Here is a 16,865-nt window from a genome sequence, read left to right on the forward strand (position 1 = left end):
CATTGTTCCGCCTAAGTTTGCGTGAAGACCCCTACTGCCTCCTCGCCTCCACCACCCCCGACACCTCTCCTATCGCCCCCAGCGCCTTCTGCAACTGCGCCGTCGCGCCGATCTCCACCGTGAACACCATGCGCGCCTGTCCCTTGGCGCTCTGGGTATTCACCCCGGTCACATTGATCTTCTCGCGCGAGAACACCTCGGAGATATCGCGCAGCAGTCCCTGCCGGTCCTGGGCCAGGATGAACAGGTCGACCGGGTATACGGTGTCGTTCCCGGCCAGCCCCCATTCGGTCTCGATCACCCGCTCCGGCGCCTTGGCCTGCATTTCGGCGAAGTTCTTGCAGGTCAGCCGGTGGATCGACACGCCCTTGCCGCGCGTGACGAAGCCGACGATCGGGTCCGGCGGCGCGGGCTTGCAGCATTTGGCCAGCATGGTCATCAGGCCTTCGGTGCCCACCACCAGCACGCCCGACTTGGCGCCCTGCTCCACGCTCGAGGCGCGGCTCTTGCTGATGACGGCGGCGTCTTCCTGCGGCGCCGGTTCGCCGCCTTCGTGCAGGGCGGCTTCCACGTGGCGCAGGCTGAACTTCTCCTTGCCCACCTGGATGAACAGGTCGTCCACCTTGGCAAAGCCCAGCTTGTGCGCCAGCGCTTCCAGGTTGACCGCGGTCTTGCCCTCGCGCTGGAGCGACTTCTCGACCAGCGCCCGGCCCTGGGCCAGGGTCTCGGCCAGCTCCTGGGCGTGGAACCAGGCCCGGATCTTGGTGCGGGTGCGGCTCGACACCGTGTAGCCGGGGCTGAGCCAGTCGCGCGACGGGCCCTGGCTGCCGCTGCCGCCCTTGGCCGTGATGATCTCGCAGGTCTGGCCGTTCTTCAGCGGGGTGTTGAGCGGCACCATGACGCCGTCGATCTTGGCGCCGCGGCAGCGGTGCCCGACCTCGCTGTGCAGGTGGTAGGCGAAGTCGATCGGCGTGGCGCCCACCGGCAGCTCCAGCACCCGCGCCTGCGGCGTGAGCACGAAGATGCGGTCGTCCAGGGTCGCAGCCTTGAGCTTTTCCACCCATTCGCGCTGCAGGTCCTCCTGGCCGGCCACCACGTCGGCGACGTCGCTTTTCCAGGCCAGCAGCTGGCGCAGCCAGGCGATCTTCTCGTCGTACTTCTGGCTCTTGAAGTTCGACCCGCCCTCTTCCTTGTAGCGCCAGTGGGCGGCGATGCCGTATTCGGCGAAGTTGTGCATCTCCTGGGTGCGGATCTGCACTTCCAGCGGACGCCCGTCCTCGGCCGTCACCACCGTGTGCAGCGACTGGTAGCCGTTGGGCTTGGGGCGCGAGATGTAGTCGTCGAATTCCTTCGGGATCGGGGTCCAGATGTTGTGGACCACGCCCAGCACGGTATAGCAGGTCTTCACGTCCGCCACGATCACGCGGAAGGCGCGCACGTCATACAGGTCGGTGAAGTCGAGTTCCTTGCCGCGCATCTTGTTGAAGATGCTGTAGATGTGCTTGGGACGCCCCGACACCTCGGCCTTGACGCCGGCTGCGGCCAACTCCTCCTGCAGCCTGGCGATCGAGGACGCCACGAAGCCTTCGCGCTGCATGCGCTTTTCTTCGAGCATCTTGGCGATGCGCTTGTAGGTCTCGGGTTCGATGAAGCGGAAGGACAGGTCTTCCAGCTCCCACTTGAGCTGCCAGACGCCGAGGCGGTTCGCCAGCGGCGCATAGAAGTCCAGCACCTCGCGCCCGTAGGCGTGGGTGACCTCGTCGAAGCGTTTCTGCTCGGCGAAATAGCGCAGGGTGGCCGCGCAGGAGGCCAGGCGCATCAGCACCACGCGCATGTCCGAGGCCATCGCGAGCAGCATCTTGCGCAGGGTTTCCACCTGCTGGGCCGCCTGCTGGGCGGCGTTCTTGCCGCTGCCCACCGGCGCCTGGACCGCGGTCAGGTCGCGCAGGCGGATCAGCTGGAACAGCCCGCGCACCAGGTCGGCGACTTCCTGGCCGAAGCGCTCCTCGAGTTTCGCGGCGGCGGCCGGGTCGAAGGTCGCCAGCTCGAACAGCAGGCCGGCGATGCGGGTCTCGGTGTCGGTGCGCAGGTAGGCCAGCGTGCCCGCCACGCCCAGCGAAAACTCGAACGCGTTCTGCCCGGACGTGGCCAGGCGTTCGCCATAGGCGTCGCTGGCGTAGTCGAGCGCGGCGTTCACGCGCGCGCAGTCATCAAGGCTCAATCCCTGGACCAGCTGGGCCCGGGCGTCGCCGAGTGCGGCGGTCGATACCATCCCGGCTTAGCGCAGCGCGGCGGTGATGCAGACCTCCACCAGGCATGCGGGGTTGGCCAGCTTGGCTTCCACGGTGGCGCGCGGCGGGGTATGGCCCTGGGCGACCCATTCGTCCCACACGGCGTTCATGCCGGCGAAGTTGGCCATGTCGGAGATGAAGATCTGGCACATCAGGATGCAGGACTTGTCGCTGCCCGCCTCGCCCAGCAGGCGGTCGACGTGGCCCAGCACCTCGCGCATCTGGCCCTCGATGCCCTGGGCGGTGTCTTCGGCGATCTGGCCGGCCAGGTAGATGGTGCCGTTGTGGATGGCGATTTCGGAGAGGCGCTTGCCGACGTGGATACGTTTGATTTCCATGATTGCTTTCGTAAAGTTGGCTGCTCGGGTCAGCCGGTGAAAAATTCTCGCGCGATGGCGATCTGGGATGCCTGGATGAAGGTGGGAGCGTGGCCCACGCCCGGGATCTCGACCAGGCGCGGCTTGGGTCCGCGCGCCGTCATCTCGGCCGCGGTCTCGCGCGACAGCAGGTCGGAGTGCTCGCCGCGCACCAGCAGGGTCGGGCAGCGGATCGCATCCCAGGCCGCCCACAGCTGGGCTTCGTCGCTGGCGGCGCGCTCGGGCGTGATAGCCTTGAACGGCTGGGCCAGGCCCAGGTCGTAGTGGCGCACCCACTGGCCGTCGGGCTCCTGGCGCAGCACGTCGCTGGACAGCTTGAACCATTCTTCCTCGGTATGCGGGCCGAAGGACATCGACACCGCCTTCACGTATTCCGCCCCGGCCTCGAAGCTGGGGAAACGAATGTCCTGGCCGATGTATTCGCCGATGCGCTGCATGGCGCCCTGGTCGAGCACGGGCCCGATATCGTTGACCAGCATGCGGCTCACGGGCGTGCCCTCCAGCGAGGCCAGCATCATGCCGATGAGTCCGCCCATCGAGGTGCCGAACCAGTGCACCTCGCGCGCGTCGCCCGGCGCGGTGACGCGTGCGATCAGGGTCACCATGTCGGCCACGTACTGCGGGATCACGTAATGGGACGGGTCGCGCAGCCGCTCGGAGCGTCCGCGCCCGGCGATGTCCGGGCAGACCACGCGGTAGCGGTCGCACAGCGCGCGCGCCAGATGGTCGAAGTCGTCGCCGACCCGGGTGACGCCGTGCACGCACACGAGGACCTTGGGGTTGTGCGGGTCGCCCCATTCCTTGTACGCGACCCGGTGCAGGCCCGCAGGCGAACTGCACTGCACGCTCTTCAAGCTGGGTTCAGACATGGGGCTGCTCCATATGACAAGATTGTTCGCTTCTCTACACTGCAATGCAACATTTTACCGTTCAATGCGATTAGAATTCTACCAATTCTGAGGAAGCTTCCCGATCACCCTTCACATTCGCCATAGAGGACACAATGGATTCCAAGATGTTAGTGGGCAAGACAGCTCTCGTTACCGGTTCGACCTCGGGCATCGGCCTGGGTATCGCACGCTCGCTGGCCGAGCAAGGCGCGAATATCGTCTTCAACGGATTCGGCGACGCCCAGCAGATCGAGAAGCTCTACACCGACATCGGCGCGGAATTCGGCGTCCAGACCGCCTACCACAATGCCGACATGTCGAAGCCGGACCAGATCGAGGCCATGATGAAGTTCGCGGCGGACAAGTTCGGCGGCGTCGATATCCTGGTCAACAACGCCGGCATCCAGCACGTGGCGCCGGTCGAGGAATTCCCGGTCGAGAAGTGGGACGCCATCCTCGCCATCAACCTTACCTCGGCCTTCCATACCACCCGCCTGGCGCTGCCCGGCATGAAGCAGAAGAACTGGGGCCGCATCATCAACCTGGCCTCGGTGCACGGCCTGGTGGGCTCGGCCCAGAAGTCGGCCTATGTGGCCGCCAAGCACGGCCTGGTGGGCTTCACCAAGGTCACCGCGCTGGAACTCGCCACGACCGGCGTGACCTGCAACGCGATCTGCCCGGGCTGGGTGCTGACCCCGCTGGTCCAGAAGCAGGTCGACGACCGCGCCGCGCGCGACAAGCTGAGCAACGACGATGCGCGCCGCGCCCTGCTGGCGGAAAAGCAGCCGTCGGGCGAGTTCGTCACGCCCGAGGAACTGGGCGCGCTGGCCGTGTTCTTCTGCAGCCCGGCCGGCAGCCAGGTGCGCGGCGTGGCCTGGAACATGGACGGCGGCTGGGCGGCGCAGTAAGTTAGCGCGCCCCGGCTGAGTTCGCTATGATGCGGTCTCGATAACAACAACGAGACCACCACCATGCGGACCTGGGCACAGTCGCTGCTTCTAGTTTCCTCCCTCTTCTGCGCCGGACTGGCCCACGCGGCAGACCGGCGCCCCATCCTGATCACCCCCGAACGCGTCTGGACCGGCGACGGCGCGCCCCAGCGCGGCTGGGCCGTGCTGGTCGCGAACGGCCGCATCGCGGCCGCCGGCCCGGCCGACAAGCTCCAGGCGCCGCAGGACGCCGAACGCATCGACCTGCCCGGCAAGACCCTGATCCCGGGCATGATCGACCTGCACTCGCACGTACTGCTGCACCCGTATAACGAGACCACCTGGGACGACCAGGTGATCAAGGAACCGGTCGCCTACCGCATCATGCTGGCCGCGAAGCATGCCGCCGACACGCTGCAGGCCGGCTTCACCACCCTGCGCGACCTCGGCACCGAAGGCGCCGACTACGCCGACGCCGGCATCAAGCGCGCCATCGAGGAAGGCGTGGCGCCGGGCCCGCGCCTGCTGATCGCCACCAAGGCCATCGTCGCCAGCTACAGCTACGGCCCGGCCGAAAAGAACTACCGTCCCGACATGGAGCTGCCCTACGGCGCCCAGCCTGCCACCGGCATCGACGAAGTGACCAGGGCGGTGCGCGAACAGTCCGCGCGCGGCGCCGACTGGATCAAGTTCTATGCCGACTACCGCACCGGCGTCGACGGCAGCGCGCGTCCGACCTTCACGATGGACGAGATGAAGGCCATGGTCGCCGCCGCCCATGTCACCGGCCGCAAGGTGGCCGCCCACGCCAGCAGCGACGACGCGATCCGGATGGCGGTGCTGGCCGGCGTCGACACCATCGAGCACGGCTACGGCGCATCGGAAGCCACCTTCAAGCTGATGAAGGAGCGCGGCGTCGCCTATATCCCGACCTTGACGGCGCCGGAAGCGATCGGCGAATACTTCCAGAAGCACGTGCGCGGCGGCACACCGACGCCGTCGATGCAGCAGGCCCACGACGCCTTCCGCCTGGCGCGGCGCCTGGGCGTGACCATCGGCCACGGCAGCGACGTCGGCGTGTTCGCGCACGGCACCAATGCGCGCGAGCTGGCCTGGATGGTCAAACTCGGCATGACGCCGCTCGAGGCGATGCGCTCGGCCACCAGCGTGGCGGCGGGCATCCTCGGCAAGTCGAAGGAGCTCGGCCAGATGAAGCCAGGCATGCTGGCCGACGTGGTGGCGGTCGACGGCGATCCGACCGCGGACATCGGCGCCTCGGCCAAGGTGAGCTTCGTGATGAAGGGCGGCGCGGTCTACCGCCGTCAATAGCTGTGTGCGCCAGTAGAACACCTCTACTCCAGAACTGCCCAAACCGACATGAAGACTCCAGCATCACTCCTGCTGTTACTGGCACTCGCGTCGACCGACGCGTCCGCATGCAGCTGCGTCGCCCGGACCCTGGATGATTTTATCGCCAACTCCGACTCGATTCATGTCGCCCACCTCCAGCAGGCCAAGCTGGTGAAGGGCGGAAGCGGTCGAGAGTGGCCAAGTGTCGAAGCCAGCTTCGAGGTCCGCAACACCTTGAAAGGCAAAGCACGCACACGGAAGCTGACCCTCAAGACGGGTATGGGAGGCGGCGATTGCGGCATACCGATGACGGTCGCGGAGACCTACATCCTGTTCCTGGAGAAGGGCCAGACCGACATAGGCATCTGCGATGGTTCGGGTCCCATGTACGGCTTGGAGGAGGACGAGGTCAGCGCGAAAGTGAAAGCGGCCATGGCGAAACGTCCTGCGAGTTCACGCAAGCAGTAGCTCATCCAAAGGCAGCGCCGGCTGCCCGCGCAAGGACGCGCTGGATGCGGAATACGGCGGATGTGGACGCGTCGAGACTCGCGTAGCGCCTACGTAGTTCCCCTTATCGGCGCTGGCGTTTGGCCGGATCCGGGTCGCTTCCCGCTTGCGGATTTCCACAATAGCTATGCATGCGAAATTCAACGAAGATGGCACGACCACCAACCTCGTTGAAGAGTTGTCATGAAAAAGCCTTTTTACAAAATCCTGTATGTCCAGGTGCTGTTCGCCATCTTCGTCGGCGTACTGCTCGGGGTGTTCCACCCTGAACTGGGCACCAAGATGAAGCCATTGGGAGACGGCTTCATCAAACTGATCAAGATGATCATCGCTCCGGTGATTTTCTGTACCGTCGTCGCCGGTATCGCCGGCATGCAGGACATGAAGAAGATCGGCCGCGTCGGCGGCAAGGCGCTGCTCTACTTCGAGGTCGTATCGACCTTCGCGCTCGCCATCGGCCTGGTCGTGGCCAACGTCGTCAAGCCGGGCGCCGGCTTCAACGTCGATCCGGCCCACCTGGATACCAAGTCGATCGCGCAGTACACCGAGAAGGCGCACAGCCAGAGCACGGTGGACTTCATCATGAACATCATCCCGAACACCTTCGTCGATGCCTTCGCCAAGGGCGACATCCTGCAGGTGCTCCTGATCGCCATCCTGTTCGGCTTCTCGCTGTCGATGATGGGCGAACGCGGCCGTCCGGTCACCAAGCTGATCGAAGACTTCTCGCACGTGATCTTCGGCGTCGTGAACATCGTCATGAAAGTCGCCCCGATCGGCGCCTTCGGCGCGATGGCCTTCACCATCGGCAAGTACGGCCTCGATTCGCTGCTGCCGCTGGCCAAGCTGATGGGTTCCTTCTACCTCACCTGCTTCCTGTTCGTGGCCGTGGTGCTGGGCGCCATCGCCAAGATGACCGGCTTCTCGATCTTCAAGTTCATCTCCTACATCAAGGAAGAACTGCTGATCGTGCTGGGCACCAGCTCGTCCGAAAGCGCCCTGCCAGCCCTGATGCGCAAGCTGGAAAAGCTGGGCTGCTCCAAGCCCGTGGTGGGCCTGGTCGTGCCGACCGGCTACTCGTTCAACCTGGACGGCACCAACATCTATATGACGATGGCGGCCCTGTTCGTGGCCCAGGCGACCAACACCGACCTGACCCTGACCCAGGAACTGACCATCCTGTTCGTCGCCATGCTGACCTCGAAGGGCGCGTCCGGCATCACCGGCGCCGGCTTCATCACCCTGGCTGCGACCCTGGCCGTGGTGCCGACCATCCCGGTGGCGGGCATGGCCCTGATCCTCGGCATCGACCGCTTCATGAGCGAATGCCGCGCCCTGACCAACTTCGTCGGCAACGGCGTGGCGACGGTGGTGGTGTCGAAGTGGGAGAAGGAACTCGATGTCAGCCGCATGGACGAAGTCCTGAACGGCCGCCTCGCCATCGAGGACGACAAGAGCCTGAAGGAAGTGCGCGAAGCGGCCTGATCGCCTGCGCCCTCCCCGAAAAGACCGCACCCGAGGGTGCGGTCTTTTTTTATGGCGCTGTCCGCGTTAAGTGTAGAAATTGAACTGCCGAGTTCCGTCCTTGTCCAAGTGTCGTTAATCGATGTCGACGGCGGAGGGCGGAAATGGAAGGCAGGCGATTCACGAAGTGGTTGCGGCAACTCCCGTTGCTTTCCAAAAATCAGCGCGGCAGACTCCTGGAGATGCTGACGCCGGCGCTCGGACTGGACCGGCTCTGCGAAGCGATCGAAGGAATGGACGGGCCGGCGCCCTGCTGCCCGGCGTGCAAGGCCGAGCGGCCTTATCGGCATGGCCGGAACCGCGGCCTGCAGCGCTATCGCTGTCGCGCATGCGGCAAGACCTTTACTGCCCTGAGCGGCACGCCGCTGTCGCGCCTGCGCCATCGCGCCAAATGGCTCGATTACCTCGACAAGATGCTCGACGCCAACAGCGTACGCGCCGCGGCCAAGGCGGTCGGCATGCACCGGAGCACGAGCTTTCGCTGGCGTCACCGCTTCCTGGAGCTTGCCAAACACGACAGGCCGCAGCGCCTGAACGGCATCACCGAAGCCGACGAGCTGTTCCTGCTCGAATCGCAAAAGGGCTCGCGCGAGCTGAACCGCCCGGCGCGCCGGCGCGGTGGGGTGGCCTCCACGCGCGGCATCTCGCACGAGCATGTTTGCGTGCTGGTTGCCCGCGACCGCACCGGGCAAACACACGATTTCGTCACCGGCCGGGGCGCGGTGACGAAGAAGCAGTTGTTCCGGGATCTACTGCCCGTGCTCGATCCGGACGTGCTGCTGGTGACCGATGCGCATGCCGCCTACCGGGCTTTCGCGCGCGAAGCCGGCATTTCTCACGAATGCGTCAACCTGCGCGCCGGCGAGCGCGTACGCGGAGCGGTCCATGTACAGAACGTGAACGCCTACGACCGGCGCTTCCGGCAATGGCTGGCGCGCTTTCACGGCGTCGCCTCGCGTTACCTGCCGAACTACCTGGGCTGGCAATGGGCGCTGGACGGCGCGCGCATCGCTTCGCCTGAGCGATTCCTACGAGCGGCGATGGGCCTCTTCCACACGTAACAGCGACAGCGCCTTTTTTATGCGTTCCGCTTGAAGAAAGTTGTAGACACATCGGTCTAGACCAACTAATCTAGACCCCGTGCACACATTTCAAGAGGATCCCATGCCCCGCCCCGCCGACGCCCCCAAGCCCACGCCCGCCGAACTCGACCTGCTGCAAGTGCTGTGGCCTCTGGGCTCCGCCACCGCCAAGCAGGTGCACGAGGACATGCTCAAGACGCGGCCCGACGTGACCTACGCCACCGTGCTGCGCCTCATGCAAGTCATGCACGGCAAGGGCCTGCTGATCCGCGACGAAAGCGAGCGTTCCCACGTCTACGCTCCCGCCCATGCGCGCGATGCGCTGCAGACCAACCTACTGCAAGACCTGATGCAGCGCGCCTTCGCCGGCTCGGCCAAGGCCCTGGTGCTGGCGGCGCTCAAGAGCGGCATCTCCAGGAAGGAGCGCGACGAGATCGAGCGGCTCCTGCGCGAAGACAAGCCGGAGAGCAAGGAATGAACGCCGCCGTCGTGGTGAGCGCGATCGGCTGGACCCTGGTCGATTTCCTGTGGCAAGGTGCGCTGGTGGCCTGCCTCACCGCCGCTGCGCTGGGCATGTTGCGCCACGCGCGTCCGGAGCAGCGTTACCTGGCGGCCTGCATCGGCCTGCTCGCCTGCGTGCTGTGGCCGTCGGCGACGCTGGTGCAGCGCCTGCAGGAGGTGGGCGCCGAGCATGCGGACGCCTTCCTGCGGACCGGCCGCGCCGGCGGTGGATCGGCCAGCGGCATCGGCTGGGAGCCCCTGGTGCAAGACCACCTGGCGTGGATCGTGCTCGGCTGGGCCGCCTGCGCCGCCCTGCTCTCCCTGCGCATGGTGGCGGGCCTGCTGTGGATCCGCCGCGCCGCCGCGCGCGAACCGGTCGACGCCCTCTGGCAGGCGCGCCTGCAGCGCCTGGCCGAACAGCTCGGCATCACGCGCAGCGTGCGCTTGCGCGTTGTCGCCCATCTGGCCAGCCCGATCACGGCCGGCTGGTGGCGTCCGGTCGTGCTGGTGCCCGCCGCGCTGGTGTCGGGCATGGCGCCCAATCTGCTGGAAGCATTGCTGGCGCACGAACTGGCCCATGTCAAACGCCACGACTACCTGGTCAACCTGGTCCAGAACGTCGTGGAGACCCTGCTGTTCTATCACCCTGCCGTGTGGTGGCTGTCGCACCGCATCCGCACCGAGCGTGAGCAGATCGCAGATGATATCGCAGCAAGGACGCTCGGCGAACCGCGGCGCCTGGCCCTTGCGCTTTCCGAACTGGAGAAACTCCAGTTTTCAACCCACCACCTGGCCCAAGCGGCCAACGGAGGAGATCTTATGTCACGCATCACACGCTTGCTACGTCCCGAAACGCGGGTGTCGAACTGGAAGGCGGCCATTCCCGCACTGGCGCTGGCGGCCATGAGCATCGGTGCATTCGCCCATGCCGCACCGCCCACGCCGAAGAAGCCGGATACCCATGCCCTGCTCGATTTCGCTTCCTGCGCCAAGCCGGTCTACCCGAAGGACTCGCTCGCGCAAAAGCAGGTAGGCACGGTCGAGCTGGACTTCCTGGTCGCGGCCGACGGCAAGGCGAAGGAAGCCAAGGTCGCCGTAAGCTCGGGCCATCCCGCCCTGGATGAGGCAGCCCGCAGCGCCATCTCGCTGTGCCGCTTCTACCCGGCGCGGACCGCCGGACATCCGGTCGAATCATGGGCCAAGGTCAAGTACGTGTGGTCCCTGGACTAAGCTGACTTTGCCGGCGAGGACGCTCGCCGGACAGGTCTGGGCGGCGCATGCCGCCCTTTTTGTTTTCCCCTCCTGCTCGCAGGCCCGCAAGCAAGCGCCGCCGCAGGCGAGCAAGGCGGCAAGCGCTCTCGCATGGCCATCGTCAAGCCCGAAAAGCAAACAGCCCGCGCGATCGCTCGGCGGGCTGTCGGTCCGGGCGGCCGCTGCCGCCCCCTTTCACAGGATCAGACCGCCGATACGTCCAGCTCGCAGCCGGTCGCCGCCAGGACATCGTCCTTGCTGACGCCAGGCGCCAGTTCGACCAGCTTGAGGCCGGTGTCGGTCACGTCCATCACGCCCAGGTCGGTGATGATGCGGTCCACCACGCCCACGCCGGTCAGCGGCAGGTCGCACTTCTTGAGGATCTTGTGCGAGGTCGAGCCATCCTTGGCGGTGGCGACATGTTCCATCACCACGACCACGCGCTTGACGCCGGCCACCAGGTCCATCGCGCCGCCCATGCCTTTGACCATCTTGCCCGGAATCATCCAGTTGGCCAGGTCGCCGCGCTCGGACACCTGCATCGCACCCAGGATCGCCAGGTTGATCTTGCCGCCGCGGATCATGCCGAAGGAATCGGCCGAGCTGAAGTAGGCTGCGCCCGGCAGCGCCGTCACGGTCTGCTTGCCGGCGTTGATCAGGTCGGCGTCGACTTCCGCTTCCGTCGGGAAGGGGCCGATGCCGAGCAGGCCGTTCTCCGACTGCAGGAAGACCTCGATATCCTTCGGTACGTAGTTGGCGACCAGGGTCGGCAGGCCGATCCCCAGGTTCACGTAGAAGCCGTCCTGCAGCTCTTGCGCCGCGCGGGCGGCCATTTCATCACGAGTCCATGCCATGTTCTTGTCTCCGAAGTGATTCTCTAGTTCGCGCGCACGGTGCGCTGTTCGATGCGCTTTTCCGGCGTCGGGTTGTGGACGATGCGGTGCACGAAGATGCTCGGGGTGTGCACCTGGTCCGGATCGATCTCGCCGATCTCGACCAGCTTCTCGACTTCCACGATGCAGATCTTGCCCGCGGTGGCCACGTTGGGGTTGAAGTTGCGCGCGGTCTTGCGGAACACCAGGTTGCCCGCCTTGTCGGCCATGTAGGCCTTGACCAGGGACACGTCCGGCACCAGCGCACGCTCCATCACGTAGTGCTCGCCGTCGAACTCGCGGGTTTCCTTGCCGTCGGCCACGATGGTGCCGTAGCCGGTCTTGGTGTAGAAGGCCGGGATGCCTGCGCCGCCGGCGCGCAGCTTCTCGGCCAGCGTGCCTTGCGGGGTGAATTCGAGTTCCAGTTCGCCGGCCAGGAACTGGCGCGCGAACTCCTTGTTTTCGCCCACGTAGGAGGCGATCATCTTCTTGATCTGACGCGTTTCCAGCAGCTGGCCAAGGCCGAAACCGTCCACGCCGGCATTGTTGGAAATGGCAGTGAGGTTCTTCACGCCGGAGTCGCGCAGCGCTTCGATCAGCGCTTCCGGAATGCCGCACAGGCCGAAGCCGCCGACGGCGATGGTCTGGCCGTCTTGAACGATACCGGCCAGGGCCGACTTCGCATCAGGATACACTTTGTTCATACCCGTCCCTTTTATAAATTAAGCCGAACAGCTCTTCTATACTGCAAGAGTAGATTCTCAGCATAAAATAGCCGACACCGAAGTTCAATACCGTAGAAATACGGGCCACCGCCGATGAACACAGCAGTCGACCCAGCTCAGACCACCCCATCTTACGCGATCGATTACGAAATGATTTTCCAGCACGCGCCGGTCGGCATGTGCGTTTCGGTCGACCGCGTGGTCCAGTCCTGCAACGAAGCCCTGGCCTCGATGTTCGGCTATGCGTGCGGGCAACTCGACGGGCAATCGTTCAGCGTGCTCTATCCGACGATGGACGAATTCCTGCGCACCGGCGACCGCATCATCCCGATCATGAACGCCAGGGGGCGCTATTCGGACGAGCGCATCATGCGCCGCGCCAGCGGCGAGCTGTTCTGGTGCCACGTGACCGGACGCGCCCTCGATCCGGCCCAACCGCTGGGCGCGGGGGTCTGGACCTTCGAGGATGTGAGCGAAAAGCGGCCGGTGACCGCGGAACTCACGCCGCGCGAGCGCGAGATCGCGGCTTTGCTGGTTGAAGGGAAGACCAGCAAGATGATCGCGCGGGACACGGATTTGTCGCCTCGGACGGTGGAGATGCACCGGGCCAGCCTGATGAGGAAGTTCGCGGCGTCGACCTCGTCGGAGCTCGTACACAAGCTGGTAGGAGTGACGCGGTAGCGGCCGCAGCGGGGATCCAAGTTTGTCTGATCAGCTGTATAAAAAATTCATTCAGCAACAGGCAACTGGGCCTTCAACACCTCCGGCAGCGGCGCCGACTTCTGCTTCGCGAAGTCGACCCACACCATTTTGGCCAGCCCTTCGGCATGCAGCTCGCCCGCCTGGCCGTCCGCGCCCACCAGGCGAATCTCGTGCGACATCTCGACGCTCGAGCGCCCCGGCGGCGCCACGAAGGTACGCACCTCGATCTCGCCCGGATAGGTCAGCTGCTTCAGGAAATTCATCGAAGCATTAACGACCACCGGCCCTTCCCCGCGCGGCTCTGGCAGGCCACCCACGCTTTCCAGCCACGCGATGCGCGCCGACTCGATATACCGGAAATAGTTGGTGTTGTTGACGTGACCCATGGCGTCCATGTCGCCCCAGCGGATAGGCATGCGCATCGCATGCACGAACTTCTTACTGCTCATTGCTTCCTTTGTTTCCACACGCTTGTTGCGCCGCGCAGTGCGGCGCCGGTTGCGGCGCTGGCAGCGCCGATTACTGCGCCGTCATCCCGTCATCGGCCGTGATGATGGCGCCATTGATAAAGTGGGCTTCCTCCGCCGCCAGCAGCAGCAGCAGCCCGTCGAGGTCTTCCGGCTTGCCGGGACGCTTGCGCGGCAAGGCGTCGATCAGCTTGCGGCCCTGTTCGGTATCGAAATAGTCCTCGTTCATTTCGGTCGAGATGTAGCCGGGACAAATCGCGTTCACGTTGATCCCGTACTTGCCCCACTCGACCGCCATCGCCTTGGTCATCTGCACCACGGCGGCCTTGCTCATGCAGTACACGCCGATCTGCGGCAGCACCCGCAAGCCCGCCACCGACGCGATGTTGACGATGCGGTGCTGCTTGCGCGGATCGCCCTTGGCGCGCGCGATCATGCGCTTGGCCGTCTGCTGGGCGACGAAGAAGGCCCCGCGCAGGTTGGTGTCCATGATGTAGGCGTAGTCGTCTTCGCTCACGTCGAGCAGTTTCTGGGTCGCCGACACCCCGGAGTTGTTGACCAGGATGTCGATCGGCCCGGCCTCGGTCTCGGCATGCGCGATCGCGGCCTTGATGCTGTCCAGGTCGGTGACGTCCAGGCGCACCACGTGGGCCGCGCCGCCGTCGGCCTCGATCTCCGCCCGCAATTCCTTGAGCCGCTCGACCCGCCGCGAGGCCAGCACCACCTGCGCGCCCGCCCCCGCCAGCGCCTTGGCGAAGCGCGCGCCCAGGCCGCTGGAAGCACCGGTCACCATTGCAATCTTGCCTTCGAAATTAACTTCAATCCCCACGGATGGCTCCCCGGCGCGATGCCGCGCGACCTTGTTGCGAAGCCATCATCATTACACAAAACATCAGTATTAGATTGCCGCATCTAATATTGCCTTTAAAATGGCGGCCGGAGTTGCAATCGGCAGAAAAAAACCGCACACTCGTGCTTATTTTACAGATTCTTATAAAAACCATGACAGAGCCAATCAATATTCTCGAACAATACGGACCGCGTGAAGCGATGGAGTACGACGTGGTCATCGTCGGCGGAGGCCCGGCGGGCCTGTCGGCGGCGATCCGGCTGAAGCAGCTGGCCGCGGAAAAGGGCCAGGAAGTATCGGTCTGCGTATTGGAAAAAGGCAGCGAGGTCGGCGCCCACATCCTGTCGGGCGCCGTCATGGACCCGCGCGCGCTGGACGAGCTGATCCCCGACTGGAAGGAAAAAGGCGCCCCGCTCAACACCGCCGTCACCGAAGACCGCGTGCTGTTCCTGACCGAGACCAAGTCCTACGCCACCCCGTCGTTCGCGATTCCGAAGGCTCTGACCAATCATGGCAACTACGTGATCTCGCTCGCCAACGTGGTGCGCTGGCTGGGCCAGCAGGCAGAAAGCCTGGGCGTCGAGATCTTCCCCGGCTTCCCGGCCGCCGAGATCCTGTACAACGAGGATGGCTCGGTCAAGGGCGTCGCCACCGGCAACATGGGCGTCAAGCGCGATGGCGAGCCTGGCCCGGATTTCCAGCTCGGCATGGAGCTGCACGCCAAGTACACGCTGTTCGCCGAAGGCTCGCGCGGCCACCTCGGCAAGCAGCTGATGGCCAGGTATGACCTGAACAAGGGCAAGGACCCGCAAACCTACGGCATCGGCATCAAGGAACTGTGGGAAATCGATCCGGCCAAGCACAAGCCCGGCCTGGTGATCCACACCGCCGGCTGGCCGCTGGACAACAGCACCTATGGCGGCTCCTTCCTCTACCACCTGGAAAACAACCAGGTCGCGGTGGGCTTCGTGGTCGGCCTGGCCTACCAGAACCCCTACCTGTCGCCCTACGAGGAATTCCAGCGCTACAAGACCCACCCGGCGATCCGCCACTTCTTCGAAGGCGGCAAGCGCATCTCCTACGGCGCGCGCGCCATCACGGCAGGGGGTTTACAGTCCTTGCCCAAGACCGTGTTCCCGGGCGGCGCGCTGATCGGCTGCGACGCCGGCTTCCTGAACACCAGCCGCATCAAGGGCAGCCACGCCGCGATCAAGACCGGCATGCTGGCCGCGGAAAGCGCCTTCGACGCACTCGCCGCCGGCCGCCAGGGCGACGAACTGAGCGCCTATCCGGAAGCCTTCGAGAAGTCCTGGCTGCATGAAGAACTGCACATCGCGCGCAACTTCAAGCCCTGGATGGCCAAGGGCCTGGTGCTGGGCACGATCATGACCGGCATCGACCAGATCGTCTTCCGCGGCAAGGCCCCATGGACCCTGCACCACCAGCACGCCGACCACGAGTCCCTGAAACCGGCCTCGCAGTTCAAGCCGATCGTGTATCCGAAGCCGGACGGCAAGCTGACCTTCGACCGCCTGTCCTCGGTGTTCATCTCGAACACCAACCACGGCGAAGACCAGCCGGTGCACCTGACGCTCAAGAACCCGAGCGTGCCGGTGGACGTGAACCTGGCCACCTACGCGGGCCCGGAACAGCGCTACTGCCCGGCCGGCGTCTACGAGTTCGTCAAGACCGACGAAGGCAAGGACCGCCTGCAGATCAACGCCCAGAACTGCGTGCACTGCAAGACCTGCGACATCAAGGACCCGACCCAGAACATCGTCTGGGTGACGCCGGAAGGCGGCGGCGGTCCGAACTACCCCAATATGTAAGGGGTAGTTGCAGGGTCTTCCTGGACGCTGAACCAATCCCCTTCGCACGGCGCCAGCGGCTTCACGCCGTGCCGGAGGGTATTGAGTCAAGGCAATGTGGGAGCAGTCGCGACGGCTGAGTATGTGCGACCTGTCCTACGGCGCTCCCTTCCCCTCTCCGATTGCCGGGATTGCCAAGAAGCCTATGATGGGGTTTCTCGACACACTCAATGAGGAGACCACCATGGGTGAAAACAAGGGACATGGCACCAAAGGCCCAAGCTACGACCAGCTGAACGACATGGACACCAATGTCCAGCGCGACAAGCTGAACCAGGAGCAACAGGGCAACATGCAATCGGGGCGGCAATCCGGCAGCCAGCAGTCGGGGCAGCAACAGGGTAGCCAGCAATCCGGTCAACGGCAGCAAGGCAGCCAGCAATCCGGTCAGCAACAAGGAAGCCAGCAATCGGGTCAACGGCAGCAAGGTAGTCAGCAATCCGGCCAGCAACAAGGCAGCCAGCAGTCGGGTCAACGGCAGCAAGGCAGCCAGCAGTCCGGCCAGCAGCAGGGTAGCCAGCAATCGGGGCAACAGGGCAGCCAGCAACGCGGGCAGCACGCATCCGGCGGCACACCGGCGCTGGACGACCTGGATTCGCGACAAGGCGAGAGCGCGAAAGATGCGTCTCAAGCCTGGAGCCAGGACAACAGCATCGACAAGCAGCGCGGCAACCGCTAG

The 16,865-nt window shown here is 64.9% G+C and carries 17 protein-coding genes; 10 read left to right on the forward strand and 7 right to left on the reverse strand.

The window, feature by feature from the left end; genetic code table 11:
• Nucleotides 1–31: 31 nt before the first annotated feature.
• From J8847_RS08865 to J8847_RS08875, 3 genes are read right to left on the reverse strand one after another with little or no spacing between them, the layout of a single operon-like run.
• The gene (locus tag J8847_RS08865; protein WP_211524329.1) at nucleotides 32–2,272 is read right to left on the reverse strand and encodes a bifunctional (p)ppGpp synthetase/guanosine-3',5'-bis(diphosphate) 3'-pyrophosphohydrolase; all 2,241 of its coding nucleotides are present in this window, start codon (nucleotides 2,270–2,272) and stop codon (nucleotides 32–34) included.
• Nucleotides 2,273–2,278: 6 nt separating this feature from the next.
• A complete protein-coding gene (locus tag J8847_RS08870) occupies nucleotides 2,279–2,629 on the reverse strand; it encodes a RidA family protein (RefSeq protein WP_211524330.1) in 351 nt (116 codons plus the stop codon).
• Between the two features lie 29 nt (nucleotides 2,630–2,658).
• Nucleotides 2,659–3,537 (reverse strand): alpha/beta fold hydrolase, encoded by an 879-nt coding sequence (locus tag J8847_RS08875; RefSeq protein WP_211524331.1) that lies wholly within the window; start codon nucleotides 3,535–3,537, stop codon nucleotides 2,659–2,661.
• A 134-nt stretch (nucleotides 3,538–3,671) separates the two neighbouring features.
• On the opposite strand from J8847_RS08875, the gene J8847_RS08880 reads away from it, so the two are divergent.
• From J8847_RS08880 to J8847_RS08910, 7 genes are all read left to right on the forward strand, one after another.
• On the forward strand, nucleotides 3,672–4,466 hold the full coding sequence (locus J8847_RS08880) for a 3-hydroxybutyrate dehydrogenase (protein ID WP_229512643.1): 795 nt from the start codon (nucleotides 3,672–3,674) through the stop codon (nucleotides 4,464–4,466).
• A 63-nt stretch (nucleotides 4,467–4,529) separates the two neighbouring features.
• Nucleotides 4,530–5,816 carry an amidohydrolase family protein gene (locus J8847_RS08885; protein ID WP_211524332.1) on the forward strand — a complete coding sequence of 429 codons (1,287 nt, stop codon included), beginning with the start codon at nucleotides 4,530–4,532 and terminating at the stop codon, nucleotides 5,814–5,816.
• A 48-nt stretch (nucleotides 5,817–5,864) separates the two neighbouring features.
• On the forward strand, nucleotides 5,865–6,305 hold the full coding sequence (locus J8847_RS08890; protein WP_211524333.1) for a hypothetical protein: 441 nt from the start codon (nucleotides 5,865–5,867) through the stop codon (nucleotides 6,303–6,305).
• Between the two features lie 222 nt (nucleotides 6,306–6,527).
• Complete coding sequence (locus tag J8847_RS08895) at nucleotides 6,528–7,829, forward strand: dicarboxylate/amino acid:cation symporter (protein WP_211524334.1); 1,302 nt, start codon at nucleotides 6,528–6,530, stop codon at nucleotides 7,827–7,829.
• A 143-nt stretch (nucleotides 7,830–7,972) separates the two neighbouring features.
• Complete coding sequence (locus J8847_RS08900; RefSeq protein WP_211524335.1) at nucleotides 7,973–8,929, forward strand: IS1595 family transposase; 957 nt, start codon at nucleotides 7,973–7,975, stop codon at nucleotides 8,927–8,929.
• 103 nt (nucleotides 8,930–9,032) lie between these two features.
• Nucleotides 9,033–9,428 (forward strand): BlaI/MecI/CopY family transcriptional regulator, encoded by a 396-nt coding sequence (locus J8847_RS08905; protein WP_211524336.1) that lies wholly within the window; start codon nucleotides 9,033–9,035, stop codon nucleotides 9,426–9,428.
• A complete protein-coding gene (locus J8847_RS08910) occupies nucleotides 9,425–10,681 on the forward strand; it encodes a M56 family metallopeptidase (protein ID WP_211524337.1) in 1,257 nt (418 codons plus the stop codon). Before J8847_RS08905 ends, J8847_RS08910 begins: the two co-directional genes overlap by 4 nt.
• A 224-nt stretch (nucleotides 10,682–10,905) precedes the next feature.
• On the opposite strand, the gene J8847_RS08915 is transcribed toward J8847_RS08910, so the two are convergent.
• Together J8847_RS08915 and J8847_RS08920 are read right to left on the reverse strand one after the other, a co-directional pair.
• Nucleotides 10,906–11,556 carry a 3-oxoacid CoA-transferase subunit B gene (locus tag J8847_RS08915; RefSeq protein WP_211524338.1) on the reverse strand — a complete coding sequence of 217 codons (651 nt, stop codon included), beginning with the start codon at nucleotides 11,554–11,556 and terminating at the stop codon, nucleotides 10,906–10,908.
• A 23-nt stretch (nucleotides 11,557–11,579) separates the two neighbouring features.
• The gene (locus tag J8847_RS08920; protein WP_211524339.1) at nucleotides 11,580–12,278 is read right to left on the reverse strand and encodes a CoA transferase subunit A; all 699 of its coding nucleotides are present in this window, start codon (nucleotides 12,276–12,278) and stop codon (nucleotides 11,580–11,582) included.
• 171 nt (nucleotides 12,279–12,449) lie between these two features.
• Between J8847_RS08920 and J8847_RS08925 the strand changes: the two genes are divergently transcribed.
• The gene (locus J8847_RS08925; protein WP_229512645.1) at nucleotides 12,450–12,980 is read left to right on the forward strand and encodes a PAS and helix-turn-helix domain-containing protein; all 531 of its coding nucleotides are present in this window, start codon (nucleotides 12,450–12,452) and stop codon (nucleotides 12,978–12,980) included.
• Nucleotides 12,981–13,027: 47 nt separating this feature from the next.
• Here the strand turns inward: J8847_RS08925 and J8847_RS08930 are convergent, their stop codons facing one another.
• Both J8847_RS08930 and J8847_RS08935 read right to left on the reverse strand, forming a co-directional pair.
• The gene (locus tag J8847_RS08930) at nucleotides 13,028–13,450 is read right to left on the reverse strand and encodes an acyl-CoA thioesterase (RefSeq protein ID WP_211524341.1); all 423 of its coding nucleotides are present in this window, start codon (nucleotides 13,448–13,450) and stop codon (nucleotides 13,028–13,030) included.
• A gap of 70 nt (nucleotides 13,451–13,520) precedes the next feature.
• Nucleotides 13,521–14,297: an SDR family oxidoreductase gene (locus tag J8847_RS08935; RefSeq protein ID WP_211524342.1), complete on the reverse strand. Its 777-nt coding sequence runs from the start codon at nucleotides 14,295–14,297 to the stop codon at nucleotides 13,521–13,523.
• A 173-nt stretch (nucleotides 14,298–14,470) separates the two neighbouring features.
• Here J8847_RS08935 and J8847_RS08940 point away from each other — a divergent pair, with 173 nt between their 5' ends.
• Together J8847_RS08940 and J8847_RS08945 are read left to right on the forward strand one after the other, a co-directional pair.
• Nucleotides 14,471–16,147: an electron transfer flavoprotein-ubiquinone oxidoreductase gene (locus J8847_RS08940; RefSeq protein ID WP_211524343.1), complete on the forward strand. Its 1,677-nt coding sequence runs from the start codon at nucleotides 14,471–14,473 to the stop codon at nucleotides 16,145–16,147.
• Between the two features lie 121 nt (nucleotides 16,148–16,268).
• Nucleotides 16,269–16,865, forward strand: coding sequence for a hypothetical protein (locus tag J8847_RS08945; RefSeq protein WP_211524344.1), 597 nt, complete (start codon nucleotides 16,269–16,271; stop codon nucleotides 16,863–16,865).

It is taken from the genome of Massilia sp. AB1, assembly GCF_018119385.1.
GTDB lineage: Bacteria > Pseudomonadota > Gammaproteobacteria > Burkholderiales > Burkholderiaceae_D > Telluria.

What these genes read in the sequence shown, in the direction of transcription:
- J8847_RS08865 (WP_211524329.1), bottom strand. Translation starts at nt 2,272, where the DNA reads ATGGTATCGACCGCCGCACTCGGCGACGCCCGGGCCCAGCTGGTCCAG.
- J8847_RS08895 (WP_211524334.1), top strand. Translation starts at nt 6,528, where the DNA reads ATGAAAAAGCCTTTTTACAAAATCCTGTATGTCCAGGTGCTGTTCGCC.
- J8847_RS08890 (WP_211524333.1), top strand. Translation starts at nt 5,865, where the DNA reads ATGAAGACTCCAGCATCACTCCTGCTGTTACTGGCACTCGCGTCGACC.
- J8847_RS08915 (WP_211524338.1), bottom strand. Translation starts at nt 11,556, where the DNA reads ATGGCATGGACTCGTGATGAAATGGCCGCCCGCGCGGCGCAAGAGCTG.
- J8847_RS08945 (WP_211524344.1), top strand. Translation starts at nt 16,269, where the DNA reads ATGTGCGACCTGTCCTACGGCGCTCCCTTCCCCTCTCCGATTGCCGGG.
- J8847_RS08920 (WP_211524339.1), bottom strand. Translation starts at nt 12,278, where the DNA reads ATGAACAAAGTGTATCCTGATGCGAAGTCGGCCCTGGCCGGTATCGTT.
- J8847_RS08900 (WP_211524335.1), top strand. Translation starts at nt 7,973, where the DNA reads ATGGAAGGCAGGCGATTCACGAAGTGGTTGCGGCAACTCCCGTTGCTT.
- J8847_RS08870 (WP_211524330.1), bottom strand. Translation starts at nt 2,629, where the DNA reads ATGGAAATCAAACGTATCCACGTCGGCAAGCGCCTCTCCGAAATCGCC.
- J8847_RS08910 (WP_211524337.1), top strand. Translation starts at nt 9,425, where the DNA reads ATGAACGCCGCCGTCGTGGTGAGCGCGATCGGCTGGACCCTGGTCGAT.
- J8847_RS08885 (WP_211524332.1), top strand. Translation starts at nt 4,530, where the DNA reads ATGCGGACCTGGGCACAGTCGCTGCTTCTAGTTTCCTCCCTCTTCTGC.
- J8847_RS08875 (WP_211524331.1), bottom strand. Translation starts at nt 3,537, where the DNA reads ATGTCTGAACCCAGCTTGAAGAGCGTGCAGTGCAGTTCGCCTGCGGGC.
- J8847_RS08905 (WP_211524336.1), top strand. Translation starts at nt 9,033, where the DNA reads ATGCCCCGCCCCGCCGACGCCCCCAAGCCCACGCCCGCCGAACTCGAC.
- J8847_RS08940 (WP_211524343.1), top strand. Translation starts at nt 14,471, where the DNA reads ATGACAGAGCCAATCAATATTCTCGAACAATACGGACCGCGTGAAGCG.
- J8847_RS08925 (WP_229512645.1), top strand. Translation starts at nt 12,450, where the DNA reads ATGATTTTCCAGCACGCGCCGGTCGGCATGTGCGTTTCGGTCGACCGC.
- J8847_RS08930 (WP_211524341.1), bottom strand. Translation starts at nt 13,450, where the DNA reads ATGAGCAGTAAGAAGTTCGTGCATGCGATGCGCATGCCTATCCGCTGG.
- J8847_RS08880 (WP_229512643.1), top strand. Translation starts at nt 3,672, where the DNA reads ATGGATTCCAAGATGTTAGTGGGCAAGACAGCTCTCGTTACCGGTTCG.